This window comes from Streptococcus sp. 2018110 (genome assembly GCF_019754115.1).
Classification (GTDB): Bacteria; Bacillota; Bacilli; order Lactobacillales; family Streptococcaceae; genus Streptococcus; species Streptococcus hashimotonensis.
On sequence record NZ_JAIJZO010000004.1, the window covers coordinates 18,920 to 36,806 of the forward strand.

The window sequence follows — 17,887 nt, forward strand, 5'->3', positions numbered from 1 at the left end:
TCAATTGACACCAGAAAAACAGACCACATGTGTAGTCTGTTTGTATATCTATTGATTTGCTTACGGATGCAAGCGGTGCAACATACGTGGGAACGGAATGGCTTCACGGATGTGTTTTGTACCAGCGACGAAAGTTACCATACGCTCGATACCGATACCGAAGCCACCGTGTGGCACAGATCCGTATTTACGGAGGTCAAGGTAGAATTCGTATTCTGACTTGTCCATGCCGAGCTCGTCCATCTTGGCTACCAAGGCATCGTAATTGTCCTCACGCATAGAACCACCGATGATTTCACCGTAGCCTTCTGGCGCCAAAAGGTCCGCACAGAGCACGCGCTCTGGATTACCAGGAACTGGTTTCATGTAGAAGGCCTTGAAGCTTGCTGGATAGTTAACAACGAAAGTCGGTACACCAAAGTAGTTTGAAATCCAAGTTTCATGTGGCGAACCAAAATCATCCCCATGCTCGATGTGTTCGTAGTCCGTATCTTCATCAGCCTCATGCTCTTGCAAAAGGGTAATGGCATCATCATAAGCCACACGTTTAAATGGTTCTGCAATATAGCGTTTGAGAGCATCCACATCACGCTCAAGAGTTTCCAAGGCTTGTGGAGCACGGTCGATAACACCTTGAATCAAGGCTTTGACATAAGCTTCTTGCAAATCAAGTGACTCTTCATGGCTGAGGAAGGAATACTCGGCATCCATCATCCAGAACTCAGTCAAGTGACGGCGAGTTTTTGATTTTTCCGCACGGAAAACAGGACCGAAGTCGAAAACACGACCAAGGGCCATAGCACCAGCTTCCAGGTAAAGCTGACCTGATTGGCTGAGGTAGGCAGGCTGACCAAAGTAGTCCGTTTCAAACAACTCTGTTGAATCTTCTGCCGCATTTCCTGACAAGATTGGGCTATCAAACTTGATAAAGCCATTCTTTTCAAAGAATTCATAGGTCGCATAGATGATCGCGTTACGGATTTGCTGGATAGCGACCTGCTTACGCGAACGCAACCAGAGGTGACGGTTGTCCATAAGGAAGTCCGTACCGTGTTCCTTTGGTGTAATTGGGTAATCTTGTGACTCACCGATGACTTCAAGGTCTGTCACATCCAACTCATAGCCAAACTTAGAACGCTCATCTTTCTTGACAATCCCTGTCACATAGACAGACGTTTCTTGGCTGAGACGTTTTGCTACATCGAACTTCTCCGCACCTGCTTCTTCGCCAAATTTTTCAATAAAGTTTGGCTTGAAAGCAACAGCTTGGAAGAAGGCTGTTCCGTCACGCAACTGCAGGAAGGCTAACTTGCCCTTGCCTGATTTGTTGGCAACCCAGGCACCAATGGTCACTTCTTGACCGACATAATCTTTTACTTGGTTAATGGTAATCAATTTTCTAGACATTATTTTTCCTCTTTTTATTTTTTCATAAACATATGTAGTCGAGCCACTGCTTCTTTGAGCGTGTCCATATCTGTCGCATAGCTGAGGCGGATATTTTCAGGAGCTCCAAAACCAGCACCTGTCACCAAGGCCACACCGACTTCTTCCAGGATAGCTGTGGTAAATTCAGTCACATCTGTATAGCCCTTCATTTCCATAGCCTTTTTGACATTTGGGAAGAGATAGAAGGCACCTTCTGGCTTGATAACTTCAAAACCAGGCACCTCTGCCAGCAATGGATAAATGGTATTAAGCCGTTCTTCAAAGGCCTGACGCATGGTTTCTACCGTATCTTGTGGACCTGTAAAGGCCTCAATGGCCGCATACTGAGCAACTGCTGTCAGGTTTGAAGTCGTTTGTCCGACAATCTTACTCATAGCCGCAATGATTTCAGGATTACCAACGGCAAATCCAACCCGCCAACCTGTCATGGCATAGGCCTTGGCCACCCCATTGACAACAATAGTCTGCTGACGAATGCTTTCTGAAATGCTTGAAATCGGTGTGAAGGTATTTCCATTATAGACCAAACGACCGTAAATATCGTCTGCCAAGATGAGAATATCGTGCTCCACAGCCCAGTTTCCAATAGCTTCCAATTCCTCACGACTGTAAATCATGCCAGTCGGATTAGAAGGACTATTGAGCAAGAGGACCTTGGTCTTGTCTGTCCGAGCCGCTTCCAGCTGTTCAACCGTTACCTTGAAATTGTGCTCTTCTGTCGCCGTGACAAAGACAGGCACCCCATCATTCATCTTGATTTGATCTGCATAAGAAACCCAGTAAGGTGTCGGAATAATCACCTCATCACCAGGATTGATAACCGCCGCAAAGAAGGCATAAAGAACAAACTTGGCACCTGTGGCAAGAACGACCTGATTGCGTTCGATAGAGTAGCCATAGAAATTCTCAAAGTAGGTATTGACTGCGTCCTTCAATTCTGGAAGTCCTGAAGCTACCGTGTAAAAACTCGCCTTACCATCTTCGATAGACTTAATAGCAGCTTCTTGAATATTTTTCGGTGTGACGAAGTCTGGCTCACCCAAGGTCAGCTCTAAAATATCACGTCCTTCTGCCTTCAAGGCTTTTGCACGCGCACCTGCTGCCAGAGTTACACTTTCTTCCATCTCTAAGACTCGTCTTGATAACTTGCTCATAAGCCCTCCCGTTTGATAAAGTTCCCTGTTTCAAATTCAACTAAATAGTAGGCAGTACCTGACTTGACTTCCCAAATCGGCTTCGCATCTCTGTAGCCAAGAACCGATTTTTCTATCTCTCCAGCACCATTCTCTGTAGCGACTGCCTGCGCTTCTTCCTTAGAAATACCATTCGCCATTGGATAAATGTACACAGTATTTGTCTCTTCAGGAATGATCACTGCAATCATTTCTCCCTGACTCGTCTTTCCTTGCACGCTAAAGTATGTTTCTGCCCCATTATAGATAGAGACATCATCAATAACCTCTATATCCGCATAGTCTCGAGCTACAGAAATAGCGTGATTCTGTACATCAGAAAAAGGCTTAGCTGCAAGGTCCCAAATAACGAATATCGAAAAAGTCATGACACTTAGGAGTATAAAGGAACCAGCTATCAGCTGTCCCTTCTTCGTTGCCAATACTTCCAAAAGTTGAAAAATCTTTTTTTCCATAGTAGTCCTATTATACTACAAGTTAAAGCATATTTCCATTTTTTCCGTAATTGAATTGTGAATAAACTTTCATTCTCCTTCAGACAGAGAACGAATATAAGAACTGGGACCCACAGTTCAGCTCCTCCATGCTATAGAAGGTACTTTACCTATGAATATAGGATTTAACTTTTTTTGCTTGATAACCGAACTATTTATTGCTAAAATATTCTCATGAGAACTGTTGAACAATCTTTAAACGAGAACAAGCATGCACTTCACAGTCTAGTCGTCTTTCGCAGAGCAGCTAATACTATCGCAAAATCAGAATTAGAAACAATCAAAAAATACGGACTGACAGTTTGTCAGTTTGGAGTGATGGAGGCACTCTACAACAAAGGAAATCTGCGGATTCAAGACTTAATTGATAAATTATTAAGCACATCTGGCAACATGACTGTCGTTATAAAAAACATGATTCGAGATGGCTATATCTACAAGACGATCGATACAAATGACCGTCGTGCTTCCTTGATTGCTCTCACTCCACTTGGACGCGAAACCATTGAAAAAATCCTTCCAGAGCATTATGATCACGTTGGAGAGATTTTTTCTGTCCTTAGTTCAGAAGAACAAGACCAATTAGCCGAGATACTTAAAAAATTCAAGAATCAGCAGACCTAGGATTGCCAACAAAAGACAAATACGATATACTAAATTTATGTTTTATGAAAAGGAGGCCATCATGGCAAACGTATTGTTTTTAGTTGGTTCACTACGTGACGGTTCTTTTAACCATCAAATGGCAAAAAAAGCCGAAGCGTTCTTGACTGATAAGGCTCAAGTATCTTACATTGATCTTGCAAAAATTCCCCTATTCAACCAAGACATCGAGACACCTATCCTTCCTGAAATTGCAGAGCTACGTGCACAAGTAGACGCTGCGGATGCTATCTGGATTTTCTCACCAGTATATAACTATGCAATCCCAGGCATCGTAAAAAATGCTCTCGATTGGCTCAGTCGTTCGCTCGATTTATCCAATCCAAAAGGACCATCTATCCTACAAGATAAAATCACAACTGTCTCTGCAGTCGCAAACAGTGGTCACGACCACCTATTCAAAGACTTCCAACACCTTCTTCCATTTATCCGTACTCAGATTGCTGGTGAATTTACAGGTTCAACCATCAATCCAGAAGCATGGGGAACAGGTGTATTGGAGTTATCTGACGAAACTCTAACAAAACTCGAACAACAAGCAGCTGACCTGTTGGCAGCAATTCAATAGTCAAAAAAAACCAGAAATTCTGGTTTTTTTGATTAACATTTTAAGAGTATTCCGACTTCTGCCAAGAATCAATTACTACTTTGATGACTTCTCAAGATCATTCTCCAACTTCACTTCTCACACACTGCAAGGCAGCTCCGATGACTTGGTGCATATCGTAGTAACGATAATGACCAAGACGCCCACCGAATATAACGTTCTCTTGTTGTTCTGCGAGGCGCTTATAAGCAGTATAGAGTTTATTGTTACGATCATTGTTCACTGGATAATACGGCTCATCGCCTCGTTTCCAGGTCTTCGAATACTCACGTGTAATAATGGTTTTCGGTTGTGTACCAAATTCGAAATGTTTGTGTTCGATAATACGAGTAAATGGCGTTTCACTATCTGTGTAGTTCACAACTGCATTCCCTTGATAGTTTTCCATATCCAATACTTCTGTCTCAAATCGAAGGCTACGATATTCCAATTCACCAAGTTGGTAATCAAAGAACTCGTCAATCATTCCTGTAAAGACAATCTTCGGATAGGTAGCTAAATAGTCTTCCTTATTGGCAAAGAAATCAACATTTGTCTCAACATCAATATTCTCATGTTCCAACATTTTTTCAACAATCTGCGTGTAACCGCCGATTGGAATACCTTGGTAGCTATCGTTGAAATAGTTATTATCATAAGTCAAACGCACGGGTAAACGACGGATGATAAAGGCAGGTAACTCCGTACATGGTTTTTCCCATTGTTTCTCGGTATATGACTTGATCAATTTTTCATAGATGTCTGTACCAACTAGTGAGATAGCTTGTTCTTCCAAGTTCTCAGGCGTTTTTCCTCCCAAAACAGCTCGTTGCTCTGCAATCTTCGCTTCTGCTTCAGCAGGGGTCACCACGCCCCACAGTTTATTGAAAGTATTCATGTTGAATGGAAGATTGTAGATTTCACCTTTGTAATTGGCGACTGGTGTGTTTGTATAGCGGTTGAACTCCGCAAACTGATTCACATAATCCCAAATTTCTTTTTCAGAAGTATGGAAAATATGTGCGCCATATTCATGGACTTGAATACCTTCTACTTCTTTGGTATAGATGTTACCGGCAATGTGGTCTCGTTTTTCGATAACCTTTATTTTTTTACCCTTTTTAGCTGCCTCATGAGCAAAGACTGCCCCGAACAGCCCTGCACCAACAACTAGATAATCGTATTTTTTCATATTGTTTTTACATTTAACTTTCTAAGGAAGTCAATTCTCCAAATCTTTTACTCGACTATCATTTACACCATCGTCTCATTACCAATAAAGAATGAGTTGTGATAATCTCTTCCCTAAAACCTTTCACTTAAAGCTTGCAATATCCAATATTATAACAGACAATACAACCTTCATCAAGTTTAGCAATAATAGAGAGAATAGTAGGAAATAAACAATATATAGTCATTTGAATTAGCTTTGATACATCGTCACTTTCGACTTGCCGTACTCTAGTACAGCCTGCGCCTCAGTTCCTTGTCTGAAAGCTAATTCATTCGACTATAACAACCCTAAAAACATTTACTAAAAAATTTTAACAAACTCTATAAAACAAATGCAGTTTATGGTATACTAACGATAATAAATAGTTATCGGTAGGAGAGAGATTTTACACATGAAGGAAATTTACGTAGATCGCAAAATTACTCCAGAAGAACTTCTAAATAGTGTACATAAGAAAATAATATTACTCCAGTCTGATGACGAGAGTGGGCTAAGTTATTTTTTAAAACATACAACAAAATTTTTTAACAGCCAGAAATTAACAAGCTTTTATATTAGTGGTGACGAAAAAATTGCAAAACAAATATTTAGACAGATTTTTAATGCTATCACTATTGAAGAAGTAGAGAAAAAGATATCAAAATATTCCAAGAAAGACGTTATTCTAGCGGTTCTAAAGACAATGGTGTATCCACTAGATAATATTCCTTTTATCCCGAATATCGGTTCTTCAATTGTAAATATTATTGACTGTATTGATAGTACACTCAATGTGGATGCAATACATTATGAAGACTATAGACTAGAACTTGCCCTAATTGAGTACCTAAATAAAATAAATCCAAGAATTGCTCTCATCATAGAAGGATTGGACGAAAGAAATATTGATTTCTTAAAAGTACTTATACAACACAAAGTAGACTTAATAATAGCTGTTCCTAATCGAGACAAAGATAAGATTATAAGATTTCTTTCAAAATCTGAAATTTCCAACCCATATAAATGGGAGAAAAAGTTCCTACGTCCAGATAATTATGAGACTCTCCGATTTTTTGAAAGTTATCAGATCCAATTAGATAATCAGAGTTTGTCTAAAATATCAGCTTCAAATTTTAGCATTCATGCGATTATGTCATGTATAAATAAATATGACTTCGATCGTAAATTGACTGTCTTTGAACAAATAATTATTGGTGCTTTGACACAATTAAATTGTCCCTTACCTCTAGAATTCTTAGAAAAAGTTTATCGAACTTATCACCAAAAAACATTGACTTTAAGCACAGAAAATGCGGATATGTCGGAAACATTTGACAAACTATCACAAGACGGATTTATTGAATTTTTAGATTCCGGGAAAGTGATTTTAGCTAATACTGGTCACTCCTTTGTACAGTCTCAAGTTGAAGAAAGATTGCTTGTAAATGCAATTGTTGATGTAATAACTAATACTGAGGAACTGTCTGTAGAACTTTGTAAATACGGTATCAGACACAGCGATAAGCAACTATCGAAGAAAAAGTACTTTCTTTTTGAACTTTTAAAAATTCAAAAAGATAAGATAGATACTGATTATTTATTGCAACTAGTTTCTTGTGAATTAGATAATTTAACAGAATTCTTAACACTTGGTCGACTACTATATAATAGATTCTATTTCAAGGAAGCTTCTCAGCTACTTCAAAAATATGCACAATATAGGGATGAAAGGAGTTATCAACTACTAAAAGCTTTAGTTAATGAGAGATTACGTACAAAAGACCACCTAGAGCTTTTACATCATCTGCTAGATACTTCTGTAGACGATGATGAAAAATGCTTGTTATTATCAAATTTATTTGTTGCTTATATTAATAGTAACAACTTCGCTGGATATCGTGAAATACTCAATAAATCTGGGAAGTTTTATCATAAAAATTTTCTCAGCTCTAAACATTACCCCTACTTGCTAAGAAATGTTGCATTTTATCTTCCTTTTGAAGAAGGGATGGTTGCTTATCAAAGTAGCTTAACCTTCTTTAGAGGAATAGATATTATTAACTATAATAGAACATTATCAAATTATATTTGTTTTTTAATGGAGTTCCATACAATAGAGCAAGCTAGGGAAGAGTTGCAAAATCTAGAATCTGAAATACAGCAAATATTGGTATTGAAGGATAACAGGTATGAATATCTATATAACAATTTCTCGTTGTATTTAATGAATTTTACAGATCAAAATCCTATACCATATTTTAATATGATATCAGAAGACGAAACTGGTTCGGAGACTCCATTTATTTACTCTAGAATTAATTTAGTACTCTATTTAGCTAAAGTTTCACCTCTTGAGGCAAATATATTATTTTCTCAAGTTAAGTCTCTAGTGGATAAATCTTCCGTTCATCAAACCAAGCGTTTTTTTGAGATAAATCAACTTTTCTACTTGTATATGAACGATGTAGATATTTCTGAATATCTGGGTACTCTAGATACCAGCCCATTTCGAAACGATGATCATTATGTTGAGGAGTTAGCCTTTCACTACTTACAAAAAATTGAGGAAGGCCAAAAATATACTGATTCGGACTGGAAAACATTATTTTGCCCAGGCTATCTTTTCTATAGATATTATGATGTGAAACTTTTGTTTCCTGACAAATTATACTATTAAATAGAAATAACCAGTTTACAACTAAAGTTGATTTAGTTGTAAACTGGTTATTTTTTACTTTATTGTATGTTTTACTCGCTCTATACCGATATTTAATAGAGTGAGGATGATATTCTCATAAGTCTTAAAACCGCTATTTAAAAAGCTTAGCACAGAACCACTATGAATACCAAGGTTCATCATAGTGTTTACTTCTAAAAAGTATGGTTTTCTATCTGTTCCTATTATAAAGTCTATTCTTCCATAGTCAGATGGTTGCATATTTTTGAAATATCTCCTTGATAAATCAATCAATTCCTTGTTTAATGCTTCATCTACACTTATTTCTATTTTCATACCTCCTTCAGCTCTTCTTTTTTGGTGTGTAGTTACAATATTTCCTTTTTTATCTGATGTTGAAAAATGAGGGGTACCTATGATAAATTCATCATCCGTTTTCTTAATAAATGGTACACCGTAAAGCTTACCGTCAATAAATTCTTCTACAATGACTTCAATTTGCTCATGATAAAATTCTTTCTCCTTTTCTTTGACTTTATCCCAAGTTTCACAGTAACATGATTCATCAATTCCCTCTGATCCACTACCAAATCTTGGCTTTATGAAATATGGTCCAGGAAATGGTGGATTATCAACAAGCGGAAATTCCCTACTTGCAATCTGCCAATCAGCAGTTGGAATTTCTAAATGTTCAGCAAGAGTTTTGGATAAATGTTTATCTTCAACTAAGGCTCTAATGTTTGGCGTTGCACCAATATATGGTACCTTTAAATACTCACATAAAGACTGAACAAAAATTTCTGAATTTCTAAATCCAATCCTATTGTAAAGCGACCAAACCAAATCAATTTCTTTATAATTTTTAATCAAATAATCAACATTATTTGATGTGATTATCTCATGAGTTGTTTTAGTTAACACTTCATAGATTTTATGATGATAAGTCTTAGCATAGAAAGTTTCTATATCATTTTGTGGTTCAGTATATTCGAAATGATTTGGTGCAAATTGAGCTAGAAATAGAATCCTCATACTCTCCTTCTCCTATTGATAACTATTTATTATCGTTAGTAAATTAATAAAATATCGTATATAATAACTCTATTATGATATATTAAGGAGATTACATTATGAATTATGACACTATCCAGAGATATCTTGACTTTTGCACTATTCAAAGGCGACTTAGTTCTCATACTATACGAGCATACAAATCTGATTTATATCAATATCATAACTTTGGGACCAATGACATTAAGTCCTATCTTACTTTTCTTAATCAACATATAAAAAAGACTAGCACGTTAAAACGGAAGGTTGCTAGTCTGAAATCATACTATAAATTTCTGGAAGAAGAAAAACTAATCTCAAAAAATCCCTTCCATCAACTCCGATTATATTATAAAGAAGAGAAAAAGCTTCCTAAAACGATTTCCTTGAAAGATTTGCAAAAAATATATTGTTTTGCCCACCAACAAGTAGAAAATTCTAAAAATAAATATTCTAAACGGAAAGCAATACGAAATCTACTCCTTATCTCGCTACTTTTATCAACAGGTCTACGCATCTCTGAATTATGTAGTTTAAAACTTGATAATATCAATTTGGAAAATAGAACCATTCATATACTCGGAAAAGGAAAGAAAGAGAGATTGCTCTATATTGGAAACGATGAAACATTTTCATTACTTGAGGACTATATAACGCATCATTGCAGTCATTCTAGCTATCTATTTACCGGTGCAAGAAACGATAATCATCTTAAAGAACAGAGTGTGCGCTTAATTCTGAAAAATATTTCTCACTCACTACAACTGAAAAAACAGATTACTCCACATATGTTTCGACATAGTTTTGCAACTATGTTACTTGATAATGGCGTCGATATTCGACAAATACAACATTTACTAGGCCACAGTAACATCAATGTGACACAAATCTACACCCATGTCTCTCAAAGCAAGCAGGTAGAAATTCTAAGTGAGCACAACCCTCTTAACCAAATTACACCATTACTTCGTACATAAATCATAGCCACCCGTGAAAATGGGTGGTTTTTTCATTAACTATGAGGTATTTCTCTCCAGCAACATCTAAAGATGTCCACTAAAGTTTGTCCAGATTAATGCTATGATTACTTGACTAAATCCTGAAAAAATGGGCTTTTATCCTGTTTTTAAAATTACCATCTGAAATAGGTCACAGGATAAACAAAGCTAACCTTCCATGTTTCGGATGTACTTGACTAATTTAGAACGGCCTTATTCCAACGCCAAACTGGAAGCTACCAATAATCTCATCAAAGTCATTAAAAGAAATGCCTTTGGTTTCAGGAACTTTGAAAACTTTAAAAAACGCATTTTGATTGCTTTGAACATAAAAAAAGAGAGAACGAAGTTCGTCCTCTCTATGTGTTAGCTGGCATTTATCCACTACAGTTGATAAAGAGCTCAAATACTGTTATTTTTCACGAAAGAAATGATATTTTCATAGTCCTCTATATAATCTACTTCTGCCCAAAAGTTACCTGTTACAGAAGAAACATAAATAGACTCATCTCTTGTCATTGAATACAGTATTTCTTCCCACCATTGTCCATGCTCTTGGTGGTTAATCTTGTTGAGGAGAGTTCGATTAAATTTTGGTAAAAATTCTTTATTAATAATCGCTGCACCAATATATTCACCCGTTGTTTCTTCAACAGATAGCTCTTTACCATATTTTATCAATTTTTCAGCTTCATAATAAAATTTATAATCCGCTTCTTCTTTCCTCGATTCGTCCGAAAACAGGACAGGTGACTTTTTCTCACTAAGAATCTTATCTAATGTTTTGGTATCTAGGAAAACATCAGCATTCATGATGAATAAATCATCATTCAACTCTTCTCTAGCAAACCACAACGAAGCAATACTATTTGTTACATCGTAAAATGGGTTATAGTAGAATTTCACATTATAATCTTTTAATACTTCTCTAATCACATCTTGACGATAACCAAGAATTATAGAAATATCATCAAAACCATATCGATTAAACATAGATACAGTATACTCAATTAATGTCTGTTTCTCCGTCAAATTCACTGTACATTTAGGTCTATCTTGAATATAACGACTAATTCTTGTACCTCTTCCAGCAGCAAGTAAAATAATTTTCATTATCTAATAATACCTTCCTTTTTTAACTGATCAAGTGCATTGAATAGAGTATCGTAGTCTGTTTTCTGCAGATTCCCGATATGTCCGACACGAAAAACCTTATCACTTAATTCTCCGCCATTTGGACAAATCCATATTCCAAAACGATGTTCCAATTCTTGAAAAATCCGCTTTGCTGAGACCCCTTCAGGTACACGTAACGCCGTGACTGCGTTTGATGGAGAAGTGGTAACAAATTCAAAATTATATTGAGAAACTTTTTTTCTAAAATAGGTTGCTAATTCTTGTGTCTTTTGAATTTGTTGTTCAATACCTTTTTGAGAAAGACGCAATAATTTTTCATGTAACTGCAAGATAATTCCGACAGCAGGTGTGAAGGGAGTTTGTCCTCTTTCACCATCTTTTAATGCTCTCTTTAAATTTTGGTAATAAGTTGGGTTGAGATTATTATTAATGCGGTCTTGAGCTTTTTCAGAACATAATATCAAAGAGACACCAGGTGGAAGCGCTAATGCCTTTTGAGAACCTGCAATCAAAATATCAATCCGAGCACTACTAATGTTAATTGGATCTGCTAAAAATGAGCTAATGGCGTCCACAACAAAAAATAAGTTATGTTCCTTACAAATATTCCCGAGCATTTCTATGTCATAAAGAACCCCTGAAGACGTTTCATCCGCATTAACAACTAGTCCTGTAAAATCTGAAAACTCGATATTTTGAAAATGCTCTACTGTCAATTCCTCACCAAATTGTAAGTCAATGGTTTCAAATGGTATACTATAACAATCTGCAATCTCGCAGAACCTTGCACCAAAACTTCCTCCATTGATAATTAATAATTTATCTTTTTTGGTAAAACAATTTAAAATAGTTGCATCCATTGCTAAAGTTCCAGAACCAGTCAATGTGATCAACCTAGTTTTTTCATCAGCCGATGTGAGTTGCTTCATCATCCTCTCGTTATCAAACATAATTTGAGAAAATGCATCTGTCCGAAAATAAGGTATCTCTTCTGAACCGATAGCACGAGTTGCTTCATCCATTAAAACAGGACCAACTGAAAAATTTATCATATTCTCTCCTTTAAATGCCAAAACTTATAGAAATTCTATTGTTAATAATTAGCTAGCTCCTACTAGTTTTCAAGTATTTTAAAATCATATTTTGAAATTTTAAAAGTAATTTTTTAAAATATTGGAATTCTTCAGTTTTCCAAAATAATAATGAAATGATACTTGAAACGACAACAACACATAGAACAACTCCTTGAATAAACCCCAAAAAGCCATTAAAGTGAAATAGGGTGACTAAATAACTACACACCAAACTTGCAACTAAAGTGATGACCGAATACTGCGCTAATCGTTTAAAATAAGTCACAGTCGAACGTTTCAAACCATATTTAAACAGAATATATGGTTCAATCCATAAACTTGTTATTGTTGTACTGATAATTGTTCCCAAAAAAATACCAACTAACCCTAATTTAAATCCAAGATAAATTGAAATAATAATATTTAAAATCGCTTCGGCCAATGCTTTGTACCTATCATTCCAAAACAAACCATAAGCATCCCTATATGTCATGACCGTTCTACGAATTTGATAAATATAAAAATTTATCACAATAGTAGCTAACACCAACTTATCAAGTATCAAATGATTACCAAACCATGAACCAATCAATAAGTCGATACAAGCAAAAATAGAGACCGATATAATGCAATCAATCCAAAAATTTAAAAAGAATATTTTATAAAAAATGCTTTCTGACTTTTCAACATTCTCTGTTGCACCTAAATTACCGATACTGGCTGTCAGGGCCATAAAAAACTGTGCAATAACAATATTGAGAGCATTTATAATCAGTTGATAATTAGAATATACCCCAACAGCGACAATTCCAATAATTTGTGCGATCAAAATATTATCTGTCGAATTGACTACAGAACTCCCTACTTTGTGAAATAAAAGTGCAACTGTATTCTTTTTAATGCTGTCTGTTGTCTCTTTACTAACTTTTTCAATATCTTTTTCTTTTAAGAACGGATATAACTGATCCGCTTTCCTTGAAATTAAAATATTCTCAAGTACTGTACTAAATAGTGCAATAAGCAAAAATATAATAAAATCTTTGGTTAGAATTAAGAAGATAATTTGAAGAACATTCATTAATACAAAGAAAATGTAACGATATAATGTCGCAAGATATCTTTTCTGATCTGAAATAACTAATGCTCTTTTAAAGCTATAAAAATACGATACTGATGAATTTAAAACAAATAGAAAAAATATTAGATGTTTATGTGGAATCTCTGAGGTCTCAGTTGCTTTCATAAACATATCTAAAAATGGTAATAAGAATATACCGATTCCTAGAATAATAAATCCAATTACTGTATAAACTTTGCGATATAGAGCCATCAAACTTTTTATTGCAGGAATATCATTTTCTGCCAAAGGCTTATATAAACTATAATTAATAGCAGTGCCAACCCCTAACTCAGCTAGAGAAAGCAAACCAACAATATTAGTATACAGACTATTTATCCCTAAATAGACCTCACCTAATTGTCTAATAAATATAATCCTTGCAACAAAACTAACAATTATCCCTATACCTTGACCTGAAACTGCTGTAATAATGTTGATTAATGAATTTCTTGTTCTACTCTGTTTTTCCATAATCATTTTGTCCATCCATGAATCTGATTGTAGATAACATCCGATATTGGCTGGTCTCCACTAAAAATTGTATTATAGCTAAAATACTCATTCTCTCCTAAAAATATACTAATAAAAATCATATAAATAAACATGATAATATATAATAATATTTTTAAACGTTTCTTATTTTCAACTTCAAGTGATGAAAACATCGTTGGTAGAATCAAAATGATAAATTGGTAAAAATAAACTGCAATACGATTGATGATCCATTGTCTAATAGATAAAATATTTATTGCAAGTCCGATTATTAGAAATATAATTTCACGGTATCGCCTTTCATCTTGCTTTTTGATTTTATCTTTATACTTTAAAACATAATAAATAAGTATACCATGCATTATTGCCATTCCTAGTACAGCCAGTACTAGACGTATTTGATCAGAGCGTCGCCAATTAACATAAATTTCATAACCAGATGCAGAAGGAATTAATTTAAAAAATATCGCAAATAAAGTATTTAGGTTTAAAGCAACTACGAGTCCGCCTACTATTGCCAAATAATATTTATTAAACGTAGGCTTGAATCGTGACGCAAAAAATAAAATGACCAGAACTAAACCAGAAGAGTAATGAAAAAGCATTGCTCCTACAGCAAACAATATCGTTCTAAAATATTTTCTTCTACTAAAAGCGAGGTAAGTAGCCATTACAAAATTCATTGCAATATACTGTTTTAGTATATTATTAGAATATGCATAATAGCCAAGAAACATATACGTTAACAATGCACAAGTTGTATCCTCTACCTCTGATCTAATTAAATAAAAAAGGTAAGCATATGAAAATACTGCAATAACTGCAAAAATAGCATACTGATAATCTGTAATTTGCTTAATGATGTAGGATAAGGCAAAATACCCACTCTGTGATTGAAAAAAGACTTCTTCAAATGAGTTATATCGTATCAATATTTGGTCAAAATAAGTGTAATAATTATAAAAATCAGATCCTGTATTTAACCGTATTGCAGAAACGATTGTCATTATCAGATAGATAATCATATCTGAACTATGTAGTAGCGGTTGCTTCTTTCCATTGTTTCGTGACAAGTAAAGAACTGTCTCAGAATTTTGCAAAGTTCTATATAGAAAGACTAAACATAGACTGAAGGTGGCATAGAGCACTCCCCACGAAAACATATGCAAATATCTATCTATCATTTTGAACTCCTAAATAAATATTCCTCATCATCTGACAACAAACTTCGACGTTATAGGGAGACTGTCGCATTATTTTATTTTGCTGATGCCTATAGTCTTCCCTAGGTAACTCTTTCAATATAGCTTCCGCCCATAAGAACTCGCTACCATCAGAAAAAATCGGTAAATAACTAACGTTTCCTGTAACATTTGTCTCTACAGTGACAGTGTCCGCAAGTAAAACCGTGGTACCTGAAGCTTGTGCTTCAATAGCTGCAAATGGCAATCCCTCATGCAACGATGGTAAAATAAAAACATCCATTGCGGAGAAAAATCTATCCATGTCATTGCGCTCACCCAAAAATATAATATTCTCAGCTAAACCATACTCTACAACTTGTTCTTCAATAGTTTTTCTTAGTTCTCCCTCTCCTGCCAACATTAACTTCGCGTCAGGAGATTTTTTGATAACTTCTGCCATTATTTTCAGCATGAATGGATGGTTTTTTTGCTCTTGAAAACGTCCTATATTACCAATTAGAAGCTCATTTCCTATTCCAAATTCATTTCTAAAAGATTGTCGCTTCTCCAAGCTATATGCAAATTTGACCGTGTCAATTCCATTTGGAATAATTTCAACACTATTGGAATCCACTAGATTCTCTGGGAAAATCCACCTTGCTGCACCTGTTGAACAAGCTAAATAAACATCTCCATAGCGAGCGACTTGCCTCTTCATGACATTTTTCAATTTTTCCTTAAAACCACTTTTTTCTGGAATAAAATTATGAGAATGTAAAATAACTGTTTTTATTCCTACCGCTTTAGCAGCTCTGGAAGCTAGATAATGGAAGGATAGACCTCCACTATTAATGTGAACAATATCCGGTTGATTTTCACTATAATATTCCTTTAAGGCCTTATACAGCTTCACTTGTTTAGATAAGGTATCTGCAAAAATAGGGATTTCATCAATATGACCTCCTCTATTTTCAATATCATTCCTATACATATCATATGTTGTTTTACCGCAAGTCAAGAAAGTGACATCAAATTCCGCCGGTGATAAACTATTAAATATATTTAAAAGAAATGACTCTATACCACCATACAATCCCTGACAAGAATTTATTAATAAAACTTTTTTCATTTTCAATTATATGCAATCTAACGTGTAGTCCTCTATTTTTTAGACTCAAATAGACTCCACATCGCTTCATGCAACTCCTTACCTTCTTTTTGTTCAACAAATTGCTTATAAGAGTTTAGACGAGTTTCATAAAGTTCATCCATATCACCAATTTTTCGAGCTGGTACACCACCATAAATTCCAGATTCTGTAATCGAGCTTGCAACAAGAGCACCAGCAGCGATAAAAACATTGTCGCAAATCGAAACATTTGGTAAAATAGTTGCTCTTGCACCTATAAATACATTATTCCCGATTTCAATACATCCATAAAATTTAGGTAACTTCTCAGCTTTATAATTATTGAAGACCTTTTGCGACACATCGTGGTTGATAAACATAACATCTGTAGCCACTGCAACATTGTCATGGAATTTTATCAGTTTTGGATCTGCTGGGATTTTCCTAGGACAAAAATAAAAATTTTTTCCCGTTTGTCCAAAAATATTAAACTTTTCAATCCACTTTGTTCTAATAACACCTGATGGCAATAGATAGATGAACAATCTCATCAATAAATACATAGTATTCCCTCCCAATTACGATTCTCAATTAATTTAAAAACTCGAAATCAAAATCTTCATCAACCCATGCTTCAAATCCATGTTTTGGCTCCTGCTGTTCCACAGGTGGTAACTGCATATAATCACCATAATATTCTCTTAGATGGGAATCAAAATGAGAGTAGGTATAGCTTGCAATACCTTCAAACTCTAACGGTACTGCACTTTCAAAATCTGTTTTTAGACAAATCTCTTTTGAAGCTTGATAATCTGCATTTGTTGAAACATATTCAGAAGTTTCATAGTTATATTTCTGTTGCAATTTCAAAATTTTTACTTTATATTTTTCAACGTTTGTCGCTTTATAGAATCTTTGGAAGAAAAAGCCAAAACGTTTTGCAATAGAAGTATGAACGTGATTGAAATCAGCTCTGCAAAGTGCATGCTCTGCTCGCAACAGAAACATACGTGCATAGTATAATTTTTGAATAAAAGGATTTGCACTAATACCATCATATACAAAAACACTGATACCGATTTTTAAGTCTTCTGGTATCTTATATTGTTTTGAGTTCATTTTTGAATGTTCATAGACAATAACAGGAATATAACCGTTAAAATCAGGATTAGTTGCCGGATCAATAATTTTACAATCTGAAGAAATTTTACCACCAGAAAGTGCTATCAATTTTTCATAATCCGTACGACTCATACAAATATCAATATCATCATCCCACGGAATATATCCACCATGTCTAATAGCTCCAATAAGAGAGCCTCCATGTAAGTATACATTTATGTCATTTTTACTGCAAAACTCCATTAACGTTTTGTAAATATAAATACTAATTAATTGCAGTTCTCTCAAAGTATTAACTTTTTTCATA

Annotated in this window: 16 protein-coding genes and 1 pseudogene; 5 read left to right on the forward strand and 12 right to left on the reverse strand. The window is 35.0% G+C overall.

Translation table 11 applies throughout. The features are described from left to right. Positions 1-60: 60 nt before the first annotated feature. From asnS to K5Q34_RS04045, 3 genes are read right to left on the reverse strand one after another with little or no spacing between them, the layout of a single operon-like run. On the reverse strand, positions 61-1,407 hold the full coding sequence (gene asnS / locus K5Q34_RS04035; protein ID WP_221864558.1) for an asparagine--tRNA ligase: 1,347 nt from the start codon (positions 1,405-1,407) through the stop codon (positions 61-63). Positions 1,408-1,421: 14 nt separating this feature from the next. After that, positions 1,422-2,603: a pyridoxal phosphate-dependent aminotransferase gene (locus K5Q34_RS04040; RefSeq protein ID WP_221864559.1), complete on the reverse strand. Its 1,182-nt coding sequence runs from the start codon at positions 2,601-2,603 to the stop codon at positions 1,422-1,424. Further along, positions 2,600-3,097 carry a DUF5590 domain-containing protein gene (locus K5Q34_RS04045; protein WP_105134088.1) on the reverse strand — a complete coding sequence of 166 codons (498 nt, stop codon included), beginning with the start codon at positions 3,095-3,097 and terminating at the stop codon, positions 2,600-2,602. Before K5Q34_RS04045 ends, K5Q34_RS04040 begins: the two co-directional genes overlap by 4 nt. 213 nt (positions 3,098-3,310) lie before the next feature. On the opposite strand from K5Q34_RS04045, the gene K5Q34_RS04050 reads away from it, so the two are divergent. After that, positions 3,311-3,760, forward strand: coding sequence for a MarR family winged helix-turn-helix transcriptional regulator (locus K5Q34_RS04050; protein WP_009909619.1), 450 nt, complete (start codon positions 3,311-3,313; stop codon positions 3,758-3,760). 61 nt (positions 3,761-3,821) lie between these two features. Further along, a complete protein-coding gene (locus K5Q34_RS04055) occupies positions 3,822-4,367 on the forward strand; it encodes an NADPH-dependent FMN reductase (protein ID WP_024385507.1) in 546 nt (181 codons plus the stop codon). A gap of 97 nt (positions 4,368-4,464) precedes the next feature. On the opposite strand, the gene glf is transcribed toward K5Q34_RS04055, so the two are convergent. Continuing rightward, the gene (gene glf / locus K5Q34_RS04060) at positions 4,465-5,577 is read right to left on the reverse strand and encodes a UDP-galactopyranose mutase (RefSeq protein WP_105242339.1); all 1,113 of its coding nucleotides are present in this window, start codon (positions 5,575-5,577) and stop codon (positions 4,465-4,467) included. A gap of 433 nt (positions 5,578-6,010) precedes the next feature. Between glf and K5Q34_RS04065 the strand changes: the two genes are divergently transcribed. Next, positions 6,011-8,275 (forward strand): hypothetical protein, encoded by a 2,265-nt coding sequence (locus K5Q34_RS04065; protein WP_105136252.1) that lies wholly within the window; start codon positions 6,011-6,013, stop codon positions 8,273-8,275. A 54-nt stretch (positions 8,276-8,329) separates the two neighbouring features. Here K5Q34_RS04065 and K5Q34_RS04070 read toward each other — a convergent pair whose 3' ends face one another. Continuing rightward, a complete protein-coding gene (locus tag K5Q34_RS04070) occupies positions 8,330-9,307 on the reverse strand; it encodes an ATP-grasp domain-containing protein (RefSeq protein ID WP_105136253.1) in 978 nt (325 codons plus the stop codon). 98 nt (positions 9,308-9,405) lie between these two features. Between K5Q34_RS04070 and K5Q34_RS04075 the strand changes: the two genes are divergently transcribed. Both K5Q34_RS04075 and K5Q34_RS04080 read left to right on the forward strand, forming a co-directional pair. Continuing rightward, on the forward strand, positions 9,406-10,302 hold the full coding sequence (locus tag K5Q34_RS04075; protein WP_105148555.1) for a tyrosine-type recombinase/integrase: 897 nt from the start codon (positions 9,406-9,408) through the stop codon (positions 10,300-10,302). A 217-nt stretch (positions 10,303-10,519) separates the two neighbouring features. Next, a pseudogene (locus K5Q34_RS04080) lies at positions 10,520-10,693 on the forward strand (transposase); the annotation flags it as partial. 32 nt (positions 10,694-10,725) lie between these two features. Here K5Q34_RS04080 and K5Q34_RS04085 read toward each other — a convergent pair. From K5Q34_RS04085 to K5Q34_RS04115, 7 genes are read right to left on the reverse strand one after another with little or no spacing between them, the layout of a single operon-like run. After that, positions 10,726-11,436, reverse strand: a complete 711-nt coding sequence (locus K5Q34_RS04085) for an NTP transferase domain-containing protein (RefSeq protein ID WP_024407540.1) — start codon at positions 11,434-11,436, stop codon at positions 10,726-10,728. Continuing rightward, positions 11,436-12,512, reverse strand: coding sequence for an alanine--glyoxylate aminotransferase family protein (locus tag K5Q34_RS04090; protein WP_024407539.1), 1,077 nt, complete (start codon positions 12,510-12,512; stop codon positions 11,436-11,438). Before K5Q34_RS04090 ends, K5Q34_RS04085 begins: the two co-directional genes overlap by 1 nt. 52 nt (positions 12,513-12,564) lie before the next feature. Then, complete coding sequence (locus tag K5Q34_RS04095; protein ID WP_024407538.1) at positions 12,565-14,130, reverse strand: lipopolysaccharide biosynthesis protein; 1,566 nt, start codon at positions 14,128-14,130, stop codon at positions 12,565-12,567. After that, positions 14,127-15,329 (reverse strand): EpsG family protein, encoded by a 1,203-nt coding sequence (locus K5Q34_RS04100; RefSeq protein ID WP_024407537.1) that lies wholly within the window; start codon positions 15,327-15,329, stop codon positions 14,127-14,129. The genes K5Q34_RS04095 and K5Q34_RS04100 overlap by 4 nt, the downstream gene beginning before the upstream one ends. Next, positions 15,319-16,458, reverse strand: coding sequence for a glycosyltransferase (locus K5Q34_RS04105; protein WP_105183720.1), 1,140 nt, complete (start codon positions 16,456-16,458; stop codon positions 15,319-15,321). The genes K5Q34_RS04100 and K5Q34_RS04105 overlap by 11 nt, the downstream gene beginning before the upstream one ends. Before the next feature lie 32 nt (positions 16,459-16,490). Next, a complete protein-coding gene (locus K5Q34_RS04110; RefSeq protein ID WP_024400838.1) occupies positions 16,491-17,021 on the reverse strand; it encodes a DapH/DapD/GlmU-related protein in 531 nt (176 codons plus the stop codon). A 28-nt stretch (positions 17,022-17,049) separates the two neighbouring features. Next, positions 17,050-17,886 (reverse strand): phosphorylcholine transferase LicD, encoded by an 837-nt coding sequence (locus K5Q34_RS04115; RefSeq protein WP_024400837.1) that lies wholly within the window; start codon positions 17,884-17,886, stop codon positions 17,050-17,052. Between the last annotated feature and the right edge of the window lies 1 nt (position 17,887).